This is a genomic window from Corallococcus macrosporus (genome assembly GCF_017302985.1).
In the GTDB taxonomy this organism is placed as follows: Bacteria; Myxococcota; Myxococcia; order Myxococcales; family Myxococcaceae; genus Corallococcus; species Corallococcus macrosporus_A.
In genome coordinates this window covers 121,343-140,354 of record NZ_JAFIMU010000015.1, presented here as the reverse complement: position 1 = coordinate 140,354, position 19,012 = coordinate 121,343, and the positions used below count along the sequence as shown (strand labels likewise).

The window sequence follows — 19,012 nt, the reverse complement described above, 5'->3', positions numbered from 1 at the left end:
CGTGCGGGTGAGGTGCTGGAAGCGCGGGACCTGCCCGTGTCGCCTCCCATCGCCGAGGCTTCTGCGTCCTCCGGCTCACCTGCTCAGGCGGCGGGCTCTCCAGATGCGTGGCGAGATGCGTGGCGACCCTCGGAGCCCGAGCCTCCCAAGGACCCGTGGGCCCTGAGCGTGGAGCGCGGCCCCACCGCGTCCGAACAGCGTGCGCTCGACAAGGCCCGTGAGGCCGCTCGGAAGGCCGCGGTGGCCTCCCTGCCTTCGAGCCCTGCGCCCGCGAAGGCGGAGCCACCTGCCGCTCCCTCCGCCGCGCCTCCGAAGGCGGCCAAGACCGAGTCAGAGCCCAAGACTCCGGGCTCCAAGTCCTCCTCCAAGTCCCGGCCCTCACGCCGCGGACGTAAGTGAACCCGCACGGCCTCTCCGACCGACCTATGAGCCTGGGCTCCCTCGCGCTGGTCCTTCACGCGCACCTGCCGTTCGTCCGCCACCCCGAATACGAGGACTTCCTCGAGGAAGACTGGCTCTACGAGGCCATCTCCGAGACGTACCTGCCGCTCTTGCGCGTGTTCGACACGCTCGTGGAGGACCGCGTCCCCTTCCGGGTGACGATGACGCTGTCGCCCACGCTCGTGTCGATGCTCAACGACGACCTCTTGCGTGAGCGCTACGCCCGGCGGCTGGACCTGCTCTGCGAGCTGGGCGCCCGCGAGGTGCACCGCACCCGCGACGACGCCACCTTCCACCCGCTGGCCGTCTTCCACCGCGACCACTTCGAATCGCTGCGCCTCGCGTACCACAACCACTACAAGCGCGACCTCGTGGCCGCGTTCCGCAGGCTCCAGGACTCCGGCCACCTGGACATCCTCACCTGCAACGCGACCCACGGCTTCCTGCCGCTCATGCAGCAGACGCCGGAGGCCGTGCGCGCCCAGGTCACCGTCGCGGCGAACCACTACCGCCAGAACTTCGGCCGCGACCCCGCCGGCATCTGGCTGGCCGAGTGCGGCTACTACCCGGGTCTGGAGCGCGTCCTCTCCGCCGAGCGCATCCGCTACTTCTTCGTCGACACGCACGCGCTCACCGACGCCACGCCCCGCCCGCTGCACGGCCCCTACGCGCCCATCTTCACCGAGCCCGGCGTCGCCGCCTTCGCCCGCGACCCGGAGAGCAGCCAGCAGGTCTGGAGCACCGAGCACGGCTACCCGGGCGACCCCGTCTACCGCGAGTTCTACCGGGACATCGGCTGGGACCTGGACCTGGACTACATCCGGCCCTTCATCCAGCCCACCGGCGACCGCAAGAACACCGGCTTCAAGTACTTCCGCATCACCGGCAAGACGAACGACAAGCAGCCCTACAACCCGGCCGCCGCCCGCGAGCGCGCCTGGGTCCACGCGGGCAACTTCCTCTTCAACCGTGAGCGCCAGTTCGAGTACCTCGCGTCACGCATGGGCGGCCGCAAGCCCGTGGTCGTCGCGCCGTACGACGCCGAGCTCTTCGGCCACTGGTGGTTCGAAGGGCCCCACTTCATCGACGCGCTCATCCGCCAGGCCGCGCGCAACCCCAGCCGCTTCCAGCTCATCAGCCCGCTGGACGACCTGCGCGAGCACCCGGAGAACCAGGTGGCCACGCCGCCCATGTCGTCCTGGGGCGCGGGTGGCTACGCGAACATGTGGCTGGACGGGACCAACGACTGGATCTACCGGCATCTGAACCACGCCGCGCGGCAGATGGTGGAGCTGGCCCGGGACTTCCCGGACGCGTCGTCGCTCAAGCGCCGGGCCCTGAACCAGGCCGCGCGCGAGCTGCTGCTCGCGCAGTCCTCCGACTGGGCCTTCATCATGAAGACCGGCACCATGGTGGACTACGCCGTGCGCCGCACGAAGGAGCACCTGCAGCGCTTCCTGCGCCTGCACGACCAGGTGCGCGCCGGCACCGTCGACGAGCCCTGGCTCTCCCACGTGGAGGCCCGGGACAACCTGTTCCCCGAGCTGGACTACCGCGTCTACCGGCCCGGTTGAGCGCCCCGGGAACAGGCGGCCGGGTTGGGGGTTCACCTTCCGTCACCGGAAGCGGTCGTTCCGGTTGCGGGGCTTCGTTTCCGCTTTAGGTTGAGGAATCCATGACCCACACGCTCCCTCCGTTCCGTCGCAAGCTCGTGGCCGCCGTGCTGGTGCTGGTGTCGCCCACGCTGGCCCTCGCGCAGGCGCCCGCCACCCCGCCGCCGTCCGCGCCCAAGACGCAGCAGGCGGTCTCCGGTCAGGCCGGCAACCTCCAGCCCGCCACGCGTGAGGCCCAGTCGCTGGCCTCGCTGGCGCCGCTGGTGGAGTCCGTGAAGTCCGCCGTGGTGAACGTGGACGTGCAGGCCCGTCCCGAGATGCCCGAGGGCATGGAGGACAACCCCCTCTTCGACAAGTTCTTCGGGGGCAACGGGCGGGGCCGCGGCCGCAGCGAGCGCGAGCAGATCCGCCAGGGCGCCGGGTCCGGCTTCATCATCGACCCCAAGGGCCTAGTGCTCACCAACAACCACGTCATCGAGGACGCGGTCACCATCACCATCCGCCTGGACGACGGCCGTTCGTTCACGGGCGAGGTGGTGGGGCGCGACCCGCTCACCGACGTGGCCGTGGTGAAGATCAAGGAGAAGGTGGATCAGCTTCCCACCGTGAAGCTGGGGGACTCGGACGCGGTGCGCGTGGGGGACTGGGTGCTGGCCATCGGCAACCCGTTCGGCCTGGCCTCCAGCGTGAGCGTGGGCATCCTGTCCGCGCGGGCCCGGGAGATTGGCGCCAGCGCGTACGACGACTTCCTCCAGACGGACGCGGCCATCAACCCCGGCAACTCCGGCGGCCCGCTCTTCAACATGAAGGGCGAGGTGGTGGGCATCAACACCGCCATCGTCGGCGGCGGCACGGGCATCGGCTTCTCCGTGCCCAGCAACCTCATCAAGGCGCTGCTGCCGCAGCTGGAGAAGAGCGGCTCCGTCACGCGCGGCTGGCTGGGCGTGGGCATCCAGCCCCTCAACCGCGACCTGGCGCAGGCGCTGAAGCTGCCGGTGAACGAGGGCGCCATCCTCACGCAGATCAACCCCGGCTCGCCCGCGGCGAAGGCGGGGCTCAAGCCGGATGACGTGGTGGTCGCGGTGGACGGGCAGAACGTGCGCTCCGACAGCGAGCTCACCCGCACCGTGGCGCTCAAGAAGCCCGGCAGCGTGGTGACCCTGAGCCTCTACCGCGACGGAAAGAAGCAGGACGCCAAGGTCACCATGGGCACCCGGCCGGACCTGGAGGGCCTGTCCAAGAAGAAGCCGGAGGTCTCCGACGAGCAGGACAGCTCGCGCCGCGTGGGCGTGTCCCTGCAGGACCTGGATGCGCGGACCGCGTCCCAGGCCGGCTTCACCGAGCGCGCCGGCGCGCTCATCACCGACATCGTCCCGGGCTCGCCCGCGGACCGCGCGCAGCTGGCGCCGGGCATGCTGGTGGTGGAGGCGAACCGCAAGCCCATCGCGAGCGCGAAGGAGCTGGCCGCGGTCATCCGCGCCGCGCCCGCGGGCAGCACGCTGCTGCTGCGCGTGGCCGGCCCGGGCGGCGGCCGTCTGCTGCGCGCGCTGAAGATGCCCTGAGGCCGCGGGGCACGGGGGTGGACGAACGTCGATGAGCGTCAACTACGTCTCGTTGGGTGACAGCACGGCGGTGGGGGTGGGGGCGTCGCAGGGCGGGGGCTATCCCGACCGGCTCGCCTCCCGCCTCCGGCAGCAGGGCCTCCCCGTGGGCCATACCAACCTGGGGCAGAGCGGCGCGCGCGTGCGCGACGTCGTCAACAACGCCCTCAAGCGCGTCATCGCGTTGCAGCCCACGCTCATCACCCTGGGCGTGGGCACCAACGACATCTGGCGCGGCACCGAGGTGGCGGAGTTCCAGGACGACCTGGACCGCATCGCCCGGCGGCTGAAGCAGACCGGCGCGTCCATGGTGGTGGTGAACATCGCGGACATGGCGCTCGCGCCCATCGCGAAGATGGTGCCCAGCGCGCTGTACGAAGGGCGCATCGAGCCGTTCAACGCGGCCATCGCCTCGGTGGCGCGCGCGCACGGCCTGCACCTGGTGGACCTCTACGAGGCCAGCCGCGAGATGATCCCCCGGCGTCCGGACTTCTTCTGCTCGGACGGCTTCCACCCGTCCGCCGTGGGCTACGACGAGTGGGCGGACCTGATGCTGCCGGTGGTCCGCACGCTCGTGCAGCGGTAGGCGTCAGGCCTTCGCGATGCCGGGAGGTCCGGGCGGCGTGGCGGGCGCGTCCGTGGGCGGCGCGTTGATGCTGCGCTCGCGGCCGGGATGCACCTCCATGCCGGGCTCGAACGCCGTCACGCGGTTGCGCCCCGTCCGCTTGCTGCAATAGAGCGCCGAGTCCGCGCAGTCCACGAGCATGTCCTGCGACGTCGCGTCCGTGGGGAAGTGCGAGACGCCGATGGACACCGTGACGTGACCGCCGGGCAGCCCCGGACGGTTGAGCGTGACGGCGTCCGCCACCGCGCGGCGCAGCGTCTCCGCGACCTCCACCGCCGTGGCCTTGGACACCTGCGGCAGGAGCAGCACGAACTCCTCGCCGCCGTAGCGCCCCAGCGTGTCCACCTTGCGCGCGCGGGTGCGCAGCACGTCGGAGACCCGGCGCAGCGTCTCGTCTCCGGCGCGGTGCCCGGCCAGGTCGTTGAGCCGCTTGAAGTGGTCCACGTCCACCATCAGCAGGGCCAGCGGCACGCCGAAGCGCTGGGCCCGCGCCAGCTCCAGGTCCAGCCGCTGGAAGAGGTGGCGGCGGTTGGGCACGCCCGTGAGCGCGTCCGTCAGCGTGAGCTTCACGGTCTCCGCGTGCAGGCGCGCGTTCGTCACCGCCGTCGCGGCCTGATCCGCCACGGCGGTGAAGAGTTCAATCTCCTCCGCGGAGATGCTCGCCGTCTCCGGGCGCTGGAAGTTGATGACGCCCAGCAGGGTGTCCGCGTGCACCATGGGCACCGCCAGGAGCGTGCCCTGCTCGGAGCCGCCGCGCAGGCCGCGCCGCGCGAAGATGCTGGTGGGGTCCGTGAGGTCCGGCAGGTACACCGCCTTGCGCGTCTGGGCGGCCCGTCCGCAGGCGCCCTCGCCCATGGCGAAGGTGTGGCCCTCCAGGCCCCGGCCCTGCGGCCACGCGTGCTTCACCTCCAGCAGCCCCTCCTCGTTGAGGAGCATGATGGAGAAGTCGGGGATGTGCAGCCGCTCCACCACCATGCGGGTGATGCGCGACAGGAGCTCGTCCAGCTCCAGCGTGGTGTTGAGCGAGCGGGCCACGTCGTACAGCAGCGACAGCTCCCGCAGGCGCTCCTCCAGCTCGTCCTTCAGCGCCAGCTTCTCCTTCACCAACTGGAGGTCGCGGTGCGTGTCGATCTCCTCCACCTTCATGGAGGTGAGCCGCGCGAGCATCCCGTTGAAGGCCGCGCCCAGCCGCGAAATCTCGTCCGTGCCCCGCGCCTCGGCGCGCACCAGCAGGTCGCCGTCCGCCGCGCGCCCCATGGCCTCGCTCAGCCGCTTGAGCGGCGCGGTGAGCACGAAGCGCAGCGACAGCCAGGTGACGAGCCCCAGGATGCCCACGAAGAACACCATCGCGCCCAGCGCGTCCTGGAACACTGTCTGGAGCTGGCGGTGCAGCGTGGGCTCCCCCAGGCGCACCTGGAGCACGCCCATGCGCTGCGCGGCTTCTCCGGTGTGGCAGCCGGCGCACTCCGGACCGCCCAGCGGCCGCACCACCTCCGTGCCGTGCTCGCTGGAGCGCGCCGTCTCCGGCCCCGTGGCGGACAGCCGCGCGGCCTCCGGATGCGGGTGGCCCTGCTCGGCCGGCCGCCGGCTCCAGCGGATGCGCCCGTCCGGCGTCAGCACCCGCAGGTCCTCCACGGAGCGGAACAGCCGCGTGTCCGACGACAGCACGTCCGCCACCGCGCCATGCGGCGCCGCGCCCGGTGCCTGCGGCAGCAGGAAGGTGGAGGCGACGGCCTCCGCCAGCGCGAGCGCCTCCAGGTGCGTGCCCTCGCGCACGGCCTGTCGCGCCTCGCGCGAGAAGTGCCCCACGCCCAGCAGCGCCACCACCAACCCGGGCAGGGCGATGCTCCACAAGAGCTTCCTGCCAATCGTCTCGGAACCGAGGGCCATGTGCGGGGCGCAGTGTGCTCCGGGCTTCCGCGTCCTGTCCGCGAGAGCCGGAGTGTTGAAAATTGTCAGGGGCATGACACGCCCTGTCAAACGTACTGGCGTCGAAATATTGAACCTGGGGTGTGGGTACTCAGCATGTTCCTGTTTTCAGGGGCTGCGCCCATGTCACGGTGGGCGTCCGCCCGAAGTCCGCGCCCGGAACGCCCGCCGGGGTTAGGAAGTCCGCCCATGTCCACGCCCCAGTTCCTCACGTCCGCGCTGCTGCCGGTGCCGCACGGCTTCGCCACGCGCGCGGGCGGGGTGTCCGAAGGGCCCTACGCGTCGCTGAACCTGGGCTTCTCCGTGGGCGACGAGCGCGCGCATGTGGAGGAGAACCACCGCCGCCTGGCCCAGGCCGCGGGCGCGAAGCTGGGCGCGCTCTGCCGGGTGTCGCAGGTGCATGGCGACACGGTGCTGGAGGCGCGCGGCGGAGCGGACGAGGTGCTGCGCCCGACGCTGGGCGAAGCGGACGCGCTCTGGACGGAAGGGGAGGGGAGCTGGGTGGCGGTGGGCACCGCGGACTGCGTGCCGGTGCTGATTGTTGATCCGCGCGGCGGGCGCGTGGCGGCGGTGCACTCCGGATGGAAGGGCACGGACCTGGAGATCAGCGCCCGCGCGGTGGAGGCGCTCGTGGCGCGCGGCAGCCAGCCGGAGCACCTGCTGGCGGCGGTGGGCCCCTGCATCCAGGCGTGCTGCTACGAGGTGTCCGCGGAGCTGGGGGAGCGCTTCCGCGCGCGCTTCGGTCCGGACGTCGTCCGCGAGGGGCCCAAGCCGCACCTGGACCTGCCGAGCGCGGTGAAGGCGTCGCTCCTGAAGGCGGGGCTGAAGCCGGGGCAGGTGGACGTGCTACAGGCCTGTACGGCATGTGAGCGCGACCGGTTCTTCTCCCACCGGCGCGACGCGGGACGCACCGGGCGTCACCTCAACTTCGTGGTGCACCGCTTCTAGCAGGGGCCCGTCCGGGTCGTTTTCTTGACGGTCTCCGACCGGCCTTCCTATCCTCGACGTGGAATCCCCTCCGTCCAGGCTCGTGCCGGTGCGTCCCTTCCTCTTCCGCCTGTTTGCCGCTGTCGCGCTGTCCGCGCCGACCGCCTGCGCCACCACCGCCGCTTCCCAGACGGAAGTGGGCCGGCTGGAGGCGGAGGTGCGCACCCTGCGCGCCGCCCAGGCGTCGCTGGTGGAGCGCCTGGAGCGGCTGGAGAACCGCGACGCCGTCTCCCGCGCCCGCTCCGTCGCCCCGGCTTCCCCGGCGCCCGCCGCGAGCGCGAAGCCTGACGCCGCCGCGTCCGCCGCCTCGTCCGAAGGGGGCGAGGCGCTGGGCATGGCCCCGGCGGAGCTGACGGTGGTGCGGCTCAAGCCGAAGAAGGAACCCGCGCCGCGCATCAACACCGCGGTCGCGGTGATGGAGCCGGATCAGGATCAGATGGAGATGTTCATCTCCCCGGCGGAGGGCTCCTCGGGCACGGGCTCCGTGGGCTCAGGCTCGGCGGCGCCCTCCCGCATGGAGGTTCCGGAGAAGGACCCGGACATCCTCGACGCCGAGTACGAGCGCGCGGTGGCCATGCTGCGCACCGGCAACGTGGAGGGCGGCGTGGAGACGCTCCTGCGCTTCGCGTCCGAGAACCCGCGCCACCCCCGCGCCGACAACGCGCTGTACTTCAGCGGCCTGGGCCAGATGGGCCTCAAGGACACGCCCGCCGCGGTGAAGACGTTCGAACGGCTCATCAAGAACTACCCCGCTGGGGATGCCGTCCAGGACGGCATGCTCCGGCTCGCGGAGTGCCGGGTGCGGCTGAACCAGGCCGTGGATGCCCGAGCCCTCTATACCCGCGTCGTCACCCAGTTCCCGGGGACGGCCGCCGCCACGCAGGCGGAGCAGCGGCTCGCCGCGCTCTCGCCGTAAGCCCTTTTGTGAAAGGACGTCGTCCGATGCGCTCCCGGATCCTCGCCTCCCTGCTCGTGCCCCTCACCGTCGCGCCGGCATGGACGGCTTTCGCCCAGGACGCGCAGGAGGAGGAACCCCAGCCGGCCTCCACGGAGACCGAAGGGCAGGACATCTCCGACGACGTGGAGCAGCGGCCCACCTCCGTCACGCTGCCGCCCGGCGCCCCGCAGGGCCGTGAGAGCGCGCCCGGCCAGGTGCACACCGTGGAGACCGGCGACACGCTGTGGGACCTGTCCCAGCGCTACCTGGGCAGCCCCTGGTACTGGCCCAAGGTCTGGTCCTACAACCCGCAGATCGCCAACCCGCACTGGATCTACCCGGGCAACAACGTGAAGTTCTTCGCCGGCGGCGAGGAGGTCCCCGCGCGCGTGGAGGGCGGCGACCTGCCCTCCGACGACGTGGCGGCGCCCACGGACGTGAGCGGTGGCCGCCTGGTGTCGGTGGTCGGGAAGATCGGCTACGACCCCGCCAACGCGCGCCCGGTGACGACCAAGGGCTTCGTGACGACGCGCGAGCTGGACGAGGCGGGCCGCATCGACGGCTCGCCCTCCGAGGCGCTGATGCTCTCCGCCCCGGAGAAGGTCTACCTGAGCTTCAAGAAGCGCGGCGCCGCCAAGATTGGCGACCGCTACGTCATCTTCCACACCGTGGAAGAGGTGAAGCACCCGGTGACCGGCGCGCGCACGGGCTACCTCACGGAGCTCCTGGGCACGGTGCAGGTCGTCGCCATCAACAACGACGTGATGACCGCCCGCATCATGGAGACGTGGGACCCCATCTCCCGCGGCGACCTGGTGGGCCCCTCCAGCGAGAAGCTGGCGGAGCGCATCGCCCCCAAGCCCAACAGCAAGGAGGTCGCCGGCTACGTGCTCACGCCGATGACGCCGGGCCAGACGCTGCTGGGCGAGCACCACTTCGTCGTCGTGGACCGCGGCACCGCGGACGGCGTGCAACTGGGCAACACCTTCACCATCGAGCGCCGCGGCGACCCGAGCCTGGACGTGCTCGGCCGCAGCGACGCCAAGGTGGGTAACACGGGCAAGGGCAAGAAGGCCTGGCCCTGGGAGGCCGTGGCCCAGTGCATGGTCACCGAAGTGCGTGAGCGCACCTCCAACTGCCTGGTGACCCGCTCCCTGGTGGAGATCTCCGCCGGCGACCGCGCCACCATGCGCAAGGACGGAACGCCCACCGCCAGCCGCTGAATCCGACGGCGGCCAACGGCAGGAATGCTGCATTCCGGCCCGCCCGGGAAGGGCGGGTCGCTTGACCCCCGAAGTTCCGGTGTTATGTGTCACGCCCCTCCCGGGACCACCTCTATATAGGTGGGAAACAGGCGGGGACGGCATGGCGGACACAGCGACGGACATCAACCCACCCTGGGACGAGCAGCGCGCCACCCTGGCGCTCTGGGCCATTTCTGGCCTGGGGCCCCGGACGTTGGCCGCCGTGCGTGCGTTCGCCGGGGGAGCGCTGGGCCGGCTCGCGGCCACGCCCGTGCGGGACTGGGTATCCGACGTGCCGGTGCCCGCCCCCGTCCGCCAGCGGCTGGCCGCCGTCGCATCGCTGGACGCCCTCGCGTCCCGGACGGAGGAGGCCTGTGCCCGGGCGGGGCTCCAGGTGGCCTTCGCGGGCACGCCGGCCTATCCCGCCCGGCTGGTGGGGGTGGAGGACGCGCCGCCGCTCCTGTTCTACCTGGGCAACCCGGGGCCTCCCCGTCGCAGGCTGGCCATGGTGGGCAGCCGCCATCCGGACCAGGGCTTCCTGCCGTTCGCGCGCACCTTCGCCCGGCGGGTGGCCCAGGCCGGCGTGGGGGTGGTGTCGGGCGCGGCGGAGGGCGTGGACCGGGCGTGCCACTGGGGCGCGCTGGACGTGGGCGGGGAGACGTGGGCCTTCCTGGGCTCCGCGCTGGACGCGCTGGACCCGGCCCAGGCCCGGCTGCTGCCGCACTTCCTGGAGCGGGGCGGGGTGTACTTCAGCGAGCTGCCGCCCGGGGTCCGGGCGAGCACGACGACGTTCCCCCGGCGAAACCGGCTCATCGCTGGCGCGTCGGACGCGGTGCTGGTGATGCGGGCCGGGGAGGGCTCTGGAGCCCTGTACACGGCGGACGCCGCGCGGGTGCAGGGCCGGCCGGTGTTCGCGCTGCCCGGGGACGTCTGGCAGCCGGCCGCGGCGGGCTGCAACGCCCTGCTGGCGGACGGGCGGGCCCGTGCGTGCACGTCCGCTGAAACGATCTGTGCGGTGGTGGGCGTTCATCCGGTCCGTGCGGTGCCGGCGGGACGGGATGCCGGGTGGTGGGAGGCGCTGTCGGCGGAAGCGCGCGGGGCCTACGGGCTGTTGGACCGGGTTCCCCGCTCGTTCGACGAGGTGCTCGCCGCAAGCCCGCTGTCGCCCGCGGCGCTCACGAGCGCCCTGGTGGAGTTGGAATTGTCGGGGCTGGTGGTCCAGCACCCGGGTAAACGGTACGAGAAGGTTTAGAGGCAGTTCGAGGTAGGAGAGCCATGGCCACGCGGAAGAAGACACAGGCGGCGCAGACGGACGCGACGGCGGAGGAGACGCCCAAGAAGGCGGCCTCGAAGAAGCCGGCGGCCAAGAAGGCCGCCAAGAAGAAGACGGCGGCGAAGAAGACCACCGCCAAGAAGAAGACGGCGGCCCGCCGCCGTGGCGCCGACGCCGACGACTTGCCCACCGTGGACGCGGACGCGGACGCCGAAGAGGAAGTGCCCGAGCGCCGTGGCAAGGGCCCGCACTACCTGGTCGTCGTGGAGTCGCCCGCCAAGGCGAAGACCATCAAGAAGTACCTGGGCTCCGGCTACACGGTGAAGGCCTCCGTGGGCCACGTGAAGGACCTGCCCAAGAGCAAGATTGGCGTCGACGTCGAGGACGACTTCAAGCCCGAGTACACGGTCATCAAGGGCAAGGAGAAGGTCCTCAACGAGCTGAAGAAGATGGCCAAGACGGTGGACCGCGTCTTCCTGGCGACGGACCCCGACCGCGAGGGCGAGGCCATCGCCTGGCACATCAAGGAGGAGCTGGGCCACCCGGACTCGCTCCGCGTGACGTTCAACGAGATCACCAAGCGCGCCGTGCAGGACGCCATCGCGCAGCCGCGTGAGCTCAACCAGGACAACTACGACTCGCAGCAGACCCGCCGCATCCTCGACCGGCTCGTCGGCTATCAAATCTCGCCGCTGCTCTGGAAGAAGATCCGCCGTGGCCTGTCCGCCGGCCGCGTGCAGTCCGTCGCGGTGCGCCTGATTGTCGAGCGCGAGGCGGAGATCAAGGCCTTCCAGCCCGAGGAGTACTGGACGCTGGACGCGCTGGTGCAGGGCCCGCAGGGGCCGCCGCCCTTCAAGGCGAAGCTGTCCCGCGTGGACGGCAAGAAGGTGGAGCTCAAGGACCGCGCCACCACGGACGGGCTCGTCGCGGAGCTGAAGGATTCCCCCTTCACCGTGACGAAGGTGGACCGCAAGGAGCGCCGCCGCAACGCGCCCGCGCCCTTCATCACCTCCAAGCTCCAGCAGGAGGCGGCGAACCGGCTGCACTTCACCGCCAAGAAGACGATGACGCTGGCGCAGAAGCTGTACGAAGGCGTGCCGCTGGGTGAGGAGGGCCAGACGGCGCTCATCACGTACATGCGTACGGACTCCACGCGTCTGTCCGACGACGCCGTGACGCAGGTGCGCGAGTTCATCGGGCAGAAGTACGGCGCGGACTACCTGCCGCCGGAGCCCATGGTCTACAAGAGCCGCAAGAGCGCCCAGGACGCGCACGAGGCCATCCGGCCCACGTCCCTGGAGTACCCGCCCGAGCGCGTGCGTCCCTTCTTCGACGCCATGGACGAGCTGGACATGTTCCGGCTCTACGAGCTCATCTGGAACCGCTTCGTCGCGTGCCAGATGAAGCCCGCCGTCTATGACCAGACGGCCGCGGACATCACCGCGGGCCGCGCCACCTTCCGCGCGTCCGGCAGCACCCTGAAGTTCCCCGGCTACCTGGGCGTCTACGGCGCCGGCCTCACCCCGGAGGAAGAGGCCGCGGCGGAGAAGGCCAAGGCCGCCGGCGAGGATGCCGCCGAGGACGCGGTGGGCGAGCTGCCCCCGCTCAACGAGGGCGAGGTCCTCACGCTGGACAAGCTGCTCAACGAGCAGCACTTCACCCAGCCGCCCCCGCGCTTCAGCGAGGCCACGCTGGTGAAGGAGCTGGAGGAGCGCGGCATCGGGCGTCCGTCCACGTACGCGGCCATCCTCTCCAACATCCAGGACAAGAAGTACGTGGAGAAGCTGGAGAGCCGCTTCCGCCCCACGGACCTGGGCCAGATGACCAACGAGCTGCTGGTGAAGCACTTCCCCCATGAGCTGGATGTGTCGTTCACGGCCAGCATGGAGGAGAAGCTGGACCAGATCTCCGACGGCGGCGCGTCCTGGAAGACGGTGCTGCACGACTTCTACGGCCCCTTCAAGGAGACGCTGGAGAAGGCCGAAGCGGAGATGCGCGACGTCAAGCGCGAGGAGATCAAGACCGACATCGCCTGCGAGAAGTGCGGCAACCCGTTCGTCATCAAGTTCGGGAAGATGGGCCACTTCCTCGCGTGCTCGAACTACCCCGACTGCAAGAACACCAAGGACTTCAAGCGGGACGCGGAAGGGAAGATCGTCATCGTGGAGGAGGAGACCACGGACGAGAAGTGTGAGAAGTGCGGCAAGCCCATGGTCATCAAGCGCGGCCGCTTCGGGCGCTTCATGGCGTGCTCGGGCTACCCGGACTGCAAGACGTCCAAGCCCATCTCCATCGGCGTCAACTGCCCGGAGTGCAAGGTGGGCTACCTCACCGAGCGCCGCAGCGGCCGCGGGAAGATCTTCTTCGGCTGCAACCGGTACCCGGAATGCAAGTTCGCCGCGTGGGACCGGCCGCTCGCGGAGGCCTGCCCGCAGTGCGCGTCGCCCTACCTGCTGCAGAAATTCTCCAAGCGGGACGGCGCCTACATCGCCTGCCCCAACAAGGAGTGCGACTACCGCCGCGAGGTGGTGGAGCCAGCCATTCCGGGGGCTTCCGCGGAGGCCGCGCCTGCTCCCACGCCGACCGTGGAAGCCTGAGCGCAAAAGCCCAATCATTCCAGGGGGGTACGCTCTACCCCCTGGCTTGACACCCTCGCGGGCGAAGCCCTAGAAGTCCGGATTGCTCCTGTCCCGTGATCGCAGCCTCCTGCCCGCTTGGCGGCAGGGGTGCGCGCGGGAGGCAGCGAAAGGACGCGGTCCCGCGATGATTCCCTCTGTCAGTGAGTTGCTGCGCGTGGTGGTGGCCGAGGCCGCCCCTGCCGCGGCGGGCCATGCTTCTTCCGGAGGCCTGGGGGAATTCATCGTCGGCGCGTTCAAGGCCGGCGGCCCGTTCATGTTCGTGAACCTGTTCTGGCTGGCCGCCTCGCTGGCCGTCATTGGCGAGCGCGCGGTGACGCTGCTCTTCCGCTACCGCCTGAACGCGACGGCGTTCATCGAGCAGGTCCACAAGATGGTCCGCGGCGGCAACCTGGACCGCGCGGTGAAGTTCTGCGGCATGGCGCCGCGCTCGCCCCTGGCCCGCGTCATCCGCGCGGGGCTCATCAACGCGAACCGCGGTGAGCTGGAGGTGGCCAAGGCGGTGGAGGAGGCGCTGGCGGAGTACACGCCGCACGTCTCGCGCCGTGTGCAGTGGCTGTGGTCGCTCGCGAACATCGCGACGCTGGTGGGCCTGGTCGGCACCATCGTGGGCCTCATCGGCACCTTCCGCGCGCTGGGCAACGTGCCGGCGGAGCAGAAGCAGGCGCTGCTCTCCAACGGCATCTCGGAGGCCATGTACAACACGGGCTTCGGCCTCTCCATCGCGGTGCTCTGCATCGTGGCGCACCTGTTCTTCAGCAACTACGCCAAGAACATGGTGGAGCTGGTGGAGCTCAACGCGCTGAAGCTGGAGAACCTGCTGTCGCGCCGGGGCTCGCTGGAAGTCGTCCCCGCGGACTCCGACGTCCGCGCCGCGTCGTAAGCCCTCGTCACCGGGCACCGGACACGCCATGGCGTTCCACTACTCGCGCCGCAAGCTGAAGCCGAGGGAAGAGGAAGAGGGGGGCGAGCTGAACATCGTCCCGTACCTCGACATCCTCATGAACCTCATCATCTTCATGCTGCTGTCCATCACCGGGCTCACCGCCTTTGGCGCGCTCAACGTGAACGCGCCCAGCTATGGCGCCACGGCGGGCGCGGGGCAGGGGGACGCGGACGCGCCCAAGCTGAACCTGTCCGTGCTCATCTCCCACAAGGGGCTCTTCATCCGGGGCAACAGCCCGGAGGCCGCGCCCGCGGAGGGTGGGGCGCCCACGGTGCCGGTGCGCGCGGACGGCACGCACGACTACGCGGCGCTCACCGAGCGCATGGTGAAGCTCAAGGCCGCCTTCCCGCAGGAGACGAAGGTCATCGTCGCGGCGGATCTGGACATCCCCTACGAGGCGCTGATCCAGACGATGGACGCCCTGCGTGAGACGGCCGGCACCGCCGCCGAGCGCAAGCTGCTCTTCCCCGACGTCACCCTGGGCGTCCTCTAGCCATGACCGAACCCGCGCCCCTGTCCGCCGAAGAAGCCGAGCAGCTCGCGCGCATGCGCTACCGCCGGGCCCTCACGCGCAAGAAGCGCAAGGAGCGCGAGGCCGCCAGCGAGGTGAAGGAGCTCAACATCACCGCGATGATGGACATGATGACCATCATCCTGGTGTTCCTCCTGAAGTCCTTCGCGTCGTCCTCCGCGGCCATCACCGCGTCCGAGGACGTCCGGCCGCCGGTGTCCTCCACGCGCGCCACGCCCAAGGACACGGTGGCCATCACCATCACCCCCAAGAACATCCTGGTGGGGGACAAAGAGGTGGTGCGGCTGGAGAACGGTCAGATCCCGAAGGCCCAGCTCCAGGGTGAGCGTTTGGTGCTCGGGCTGGACGCGCAGCTGAAGAAGGAAGTGCAGAAGCTCAAGTTCATCGCCGAGCGCAACCCGGCGGCGCCCTTCACCCACGAGCTGTCGGTCATCGCGGACAAGATGGTCCCGTACGACCTGCTGCTCACGGTGCTCTACACGGCGGGCGTGAACGAGCTACAGAACTACCGCTTCATCGTGCTCCAGCGCGACAGCGAGTAGCCGCCGGACACACGACTCCCCCGCGCGGGATGGACGCACGGGGGAGGGCTTGGACGGCTTCGTCTCAGAGAGACAGGCTGCCCACGTGGCGCGCGGCCTCGCGCGTCTCCTGCTCGTGGAGGGCGGCGTCCTCCTCACAGCGGATGGCGAAGGGCATGGCCTCCAGCCGGTCCAGGGAGATTTCGTTGCCGCAGTCCACGCACTCGCCGAACACGTCGTTGTCCATGCGGCTGAGCGCGGCGTCGATGAGCATGATCTCCCGGCGCTGCGCTTCAATCAGCGTGGACAGCGTGTAGTCCGCCAGCTCCGCCTGCGCCTGTTCCTCGTACTCGGGGTCCCGCTCCTGATCCTTCAGCGCGGCCAGCTCGCGGCGGGCGCCCGCCTGGGCGGTCTCGGTCGTCCTGCGGCGCTCCTGCAGCAGGCCCCGGATCTTCATCAAGTCGTTGGCTCGGCTCATGGCTGCGTCACTCCCATCCCAGATTCGCGGTTGAAGGGCGCTCGCCCGGACGCTTCCCCGTCCCGAGCGAAGACCGCGAGAAACGTAGGGTTGGATCCGGGGTGGGGAAACCTCGCCTCCCGTTCCGCACGCATGGTGGGACGCAGGGCAGGCGGGCGGACGTGAAAGGGCGTGGCCTCTCTGCTAACAGGGCCCTTTGGGCACCCGGTACGAGGGGGCCCGGAGGCATGCATGTCGGACGTGAAGCAGCAGCGGGTGACGGTGATTGGTGGCGGCCTGGCCGGCACGGAGTGCGCGTATCAGCTGGCGCGGCGCGGTGTTCCGGTGGTGCTGCGGGAGATGAAGCCGCAGAAGCGCTCCCCCGCGCACAAGTCGGACACGCTCGCGGAGCTGGTGTGCAGCAACTCGCTGCGCTCGGACAACCCGGAGAGCGCCATTGGCCTGCTGCACGCGGAGCTGCGCGCGCTGGGCTCGCTGGTGCTCTCCAGCGCGGACCTGCACCGCGTGCCCGCGGGCGACGCGCTGGCGGTGGAGCGCGAGGGCTTCTCCCGCGAAATCACCACGCGGCTGGTGTCCGGCGCGGGCGTGGAGCTGGTGGGCGGTGAGGTGGAGCGGCTGCCGGAGGACGGCGTGGTGGTGGTGGCGACGGGGCCGCTGACGTCGGAGGCGCTCACGGCGGACCTGGAGCGCCACGTGGGCACGAAGCTCTACTTCTACGACTCCATCGCGCCCATCCTGTCCGGCGACTCCATCGACATGGACATCGCCTTCCGCCAGAGCCGCTACGGCAAGGGCGGCGGGGACGACTACCTCAACCTGCCCATGACGAAGGACGAGTACTACCGCTTCGTCCACGAGGTGAAGGCGGGCCAGAAGGTCGTTCCGCACAGTTTCGAAGAACCCAAATACTTCGAAGGGTGTCTTCCCATCGAGGTGATGGCGGAGCGCGGAGACGACACGCTGGCCTACGGGCCCATGAAGCCGGTGGGGCTGAAGGACCCTCGCACGGGGACGGACCCGTACGCGGTGGTGCAGCTGCGCATGGAGGACCGGGCGGGCACGGCCTGGAACATGGTGGGCTTCCAGACGCGTCTGACGTGGGGTGAACAGAAGCGCATCTTCAGCACGTGCATCCCGGGGCTCCAGAATGCGGAGTTCCTGCGGATGGGGCAGATCCACCGCAACACGTTCATCGACTCGCCCCGCCTGCTGGCGGAGGACCTGTCGTTGAAGACGGAGCGGCGGGTGTTCTTCGCGGGACAGGTGACGGGCGTGGAGGGCTACGTGGAGAGCGCGGCGTGCGGCTACATGGTGGCGCTGGCGGTGCACGCGCGGCTGACGGGCACGCCGTTCGTGCCGCCTCCGGCGACGACGGCGCTGGGGTCGCTGTACCGGCACCTCACCGGGGAAGCGCACCCGCCGGATCATCCGCACCAGCCCACCAACGTCATCTACGGCCTGTTCCCGCCCCTGTCGGGACGGATGAAGAAGGCGGACAAGCGCGCGGCCTACTCGGCGCGGGCGAAGCAGGACCTGGCGGCCTGGCTGCCACTCGCGGGCGTTGTCGCCCAGACGGAAGGACAGACGAGCGCATGAAGCGACCTGGGATGGTGGGCCTGGTGGGCCTTTTGGGTCTGGTGGCGGTGTCGGGGTGCAAGAAGGGCGAGGACAACAACGCGCCGCCCTCCCAGCGCAGCGCCGCGCAGGGCGACACGGTCCGCAGCGCGGCGAAGGGCACCGCGGTGGTGGGCGGGCAGGGGCAGTTGCTCGCGCCGGGACGCGCGGCGGACCTGCGGCTGTCGCCGGACGGGCAGTACGCCACGTTCCTGCTCAACGGCCAGAAGCCACGGCTGGACGGCATCCCGCCGCAGATGCTGGTGGGGCAGCTGCATGTGGTGCCGGTGGCGGGCGGCAAGTCGCGCGAGCTGGGCGACGGCGTGACGAACGTGCCGGGCAGCCTGCTGTTCTCCCAGGACTCGAAGCACCTCCTGTACGTGACGGGCTACAACCCGGCCTCTCAGTCCGGTGAGCTGAACGTGCTGTCGCTCGCGGACGCGGCGGCGGAGCCGGTGAAGCTGGGCACGGCGGTGAGTTACCTGCTGCCGTCCCCGGATGGCGTGCACGTGGCGTTCGTGGACGCGGGCACGCTGAAGCTGGGCAAGCTGCCGCAGGGCCCGTTCCAGGACGTGGCCGGCGAGGTCAGCACCGCGCAGTTCACCCCGGACGGCAAGACGCTGCTCTTCAAGCGCCGGCTGTCCGCGGCGGGCGGGCTGGCGGCGGTGACGGTGGGTGCCAACGAGCCGCCGCGCAAGCTGGCGGATCAGGTGGGTGACTACCTGGTGTCCTCCGACGGCAAGCACGTGGCCTACCAGGTGCGCAGCGAGGCCGTGCGCGGCATGTACGACTTGTTCCTCGCGGAGGTGCCCGCGCTGAAGGGCACGAAGCTGGCGACGGGGACGAAGGCCTTCGCCTTCTCTCCGGATGGCCAGTGGCTGGCGCGCACGGAGAACGGCAAGCCGGAGCAACTGGGTGACCTGTACGTGGGCCCGGCGTCCGGCGGCGCGGGGCGCAAGCTGGGGGAGGCCGTGGAGGAGGTGGCGTTCGCGCCGGACTCCAAGGCGGTGGCCTTCCTGGAGAAGTACGACCAGCCGTCGCGCGCGGGCTCCCTGGCGGTGGCGTCGCTGCCGGACGGCGCGCCCAAGCGCGTGGGCAGCCTGGTGCCCAACTTCGTGTGGGGCTCGGACAGCCGCTACGTCGCGTTCCTGTCGCGCTTCGTGAAGCCGGTGTTCTCCGTGGACCTGATGCTGTACGCGCTGGGCCAGGAGAAGGCGGAGAAGGTGCAGCCGGGCGTGTTCGGCTACGGCTTCGCGCCGAACAACAGCGCGGTGGTGTTCCGCACCAACTGCATCCGCAACGGCCGCGCGTGTGACTTCAAGGCCGTGGACCTGGGCGAGAAGCAGGCCGAGGCGAAGACGTGGATGCAGGGCATCTTCAGCTACAAGATTTCGGAGGACGGGGCGCGCGTGCTCGCGACGTACGCGCGCATGGACTCGGACACCTACGACGTGGCCGTCTATGACGTGAAGTCGGGGGCGCGCAAGACGCTCGACCAGGGCGTGCAGGTGCCCGTGTACTTCGCGGGCAAGGACGACGCGCGGGCCGTCTACATCATCGGCCAGGGGCAGAACCCCGGCGTCTACAGCGCCGTCGCCACCGCGCAGTAGCGGGTGACCCAGGGAGGGGAGGGCC

Annotated in this window: 15 protein-coding genes and 1 pseudogene; 14 read left to right on the top strand and 2 right to left on the bottom strand. The window is 70.4% G+C overall.

Translation table 11 applies throughout. From position 1 onward, the window contains the following. From JYK02_RS36280 to JYK02_RS36265, 4 genes and pseudogenes are all read left to right on the top strand, one after another. Positions 1 to 399: pseudogene (locus JYK02_RS36280) on the top strand (hypothetical protein); the annotation flags it as partial. A gap of 26 nt (positions 400 to 425) precedes the next feature. Beyond that, positions 426 to 2,015, top strand: coding sequence for a glycoside hydrolase family 57 protein (locus tag JYK02_RS36275; RefSeq protein ID WP_207057541.1), 1,590 nt, complete (start codon positions 426 to 428; stop codon positions 2,013 to 2,015). Between the two features lie 101 nt (positions 2,016 to 2,116). Further along, complete coding sequence (locus tag JYK02_RS36270) at positions 2,117 to 3,616, top strand: trypsin-like peptidase domain-containing protein (protein ID WP_207057540.1); 1,500 nt, start codon at positions 2,117 to 2,119, stop codon at positions 3,614 to 3,616. Between the two features lie 31 nt (positions 3,617 to 3,647). Continuing rightward, positions 3,648 to 4,241 (top strand): SGNH/GDSL hydrolase family protein, encoded by a 594-nt coding sequence (locus JYK02_RS36265; RefSeq protein WP_207057539.1) that lies wholly within the window; start codon positions 3,648 to 3,650, stop codon positions 4,239 to 4,241. A 3-nt stretch (positions 4,242 to 4,244) separates the two neighbouring features. On the opposite strand, the gene JYK02_RS36260 is transcribed toward JYK02_RS36265, so the two are convergent. After that, complete coding sequence (locus JYK02_RS36260) at positions 4,245 to 6,170, bottom strand: GGDEF domain-containing protein (RefSeq protein WP_207057538.1); 1,926 nt, start codon at positions 6,168 to 6,170, stop codon at positions 4,245 to 4,247. Positions 6,171 to 6,398: 228 nt separating this feature from the next. Here JYK02_RS36260 and pgeF point away from each other — a divergent pair, with 228 nt between their 5' ends. The 8 genes from pgeF to JYK02_RS36220 all read left to right on the top strand — a co-directional run bounded on the left by pgeF (position 6,399) and on the right by JYK02_RS36220 (position 15,306). Next, complete coding sequence (gene pgeF, locus JYK02_RS36255) at positions 6,399 to 7,157, top strand: peptidoglycan editing factor PgeF (protein ID WP_207057537.1); 759 nt, start codon at positions 6,399 to 6,401, stop codon at positions 7,155 to 7,157. An 82-nt stretch (positions 7,158 to 7,239) separates the two neighbouring features. Continuing rightward, entirely contained in the window at positions 7,240 to 8,112 is an 873-nt protein-coding gene (locus JYK02_RS36250; protein WP_207057536.1) for a tetratricopeptide repeat protein, read from the top strand. Between the two features lie 26 nt (positions 8,113 to 8,138). Continuing rightward, a complete protein-coding gene (locus JYK02_RS36245) occupies positions 8,139 to 9,356 on the top strand; it encodes a LysM peptidoglycan-binding domain-containing protein (RefSeq protein WP_207057535.1) in 1,218 nt (405 codons plus the stop codon). Positions 9,357 to 9,498: 142 nt separating this feature from the next. Continuing rightward, a complete protein-coding gene (locus JYK02_RS36240; protein ID WP_207057534.1) occupies positions 9,499 to 10,629 on the top strand; it encodes a DNA-processing protein DprA in 1,131 nt (376 codons plus the stop codon). Positions 10,630 to 10,652: 23 nt separating this feature from the next. Continuing rightward, positions 10,653 to 13,247, top strand: coding sequence for a type I DNA topoisomerase (gene topA, locus JYK02_RS36235; protein WP_207057533.1), 2,595 nt, complete (start codon positions 10,653 to 10,655; stop codon positions 13,245 to 13,247). A gap of 166 nt (positions 13,248 to 13,413) precedes the next feature. Then, the gene (locus JYK02_RS36230; RefSeq protein ID WP_207057532.1) at positions 13,414 to 14,169 is read left to right on the top strand and encodes a MotA/TolQ/ExbB proton channel family protein; all 756 of its coding nucleotides are present in this window, start codon (positions 13,414 to 13,416) and stop codon (positions 14,167 to 14,169) included. A gap of 28 nt (positions 14,170 to 14,197) precedes the next feature. Next, positions 14,198 to 14,725: an ExbD/TolR family protein gene (locus tag JYK02_RS36225; RefSeq protein ID WP_207057531.1), complete on the top strand. Its 528-nt coding sequence runs from the start codon at positions 14,198 to 14,200 to the stop codon at positions 14,723 to 14,725. A 2-nt stretch (positions 14,726 to 14,727) separates the two neighbouring features. After that, entirely contained in the window at positions 14,728 to 15,306 is a 579-nt protein-coding gene (locus tag JYK02_RS36220) for an ExbD/TolR family protein (RefSeq protein WP_207057530.1), read from the top strand. 64 nt (positions 15,307 to 15,370) lie between these two features. Here JYK02_RS36220 and JYK02_RS36215 read toward each other — a convergent pair whose 3' ends face one another. Further along, positions 15,371 to 15,763: a TraR/DksA family transcriptional regulator gene (locus JYK02_RS36215; RefSeq protein WP_207057529.1), complete on the bottom strand. Its 393-nt coding sequence runs from the start codon at positions 15,761 to 15,763 to the stop codon at positions 15,371 to 15,373. A 231-nt stretch (positions 15,764 to 15,994) separates the two neighbouring features. On the opposite strand from JYK02_RS36215, the gene trmFO reads away from it, so the two are divergent. Next, positions 15,995 to 17,359 (top strand): methylenetetrahydrofolate--tRNA-(uracil(54)-C(5))-methyltransferase (FADH(2)-oxidizing) TrmFO, encoded by a 1,365-nt coding sequence (gene trmFO / locus JYK02_RS36210; RefSeq protein WP_207057528.1) that lies wholly within the window; start codon positions 15,995 to 15,997, stop codon positions 17,357 to 17,359. Further along, positions 17,356 to 18,987 (top strand): PD40 domain-containing protein, encoded by a 1,632-nt coding sequence (locus tag JYK02_RS36205; protein WP_207057527.1) that lies wholly within the window; start codon positions 17,356 to 17,358, stop codon positions 18,985 to 18,987. Before trmFO ends, JYK02_RS36205 begins: the two co-directional genes overlap by 4 nt. Positions 18,988 to 19,012: the final 25 nt, after the last annotated feature.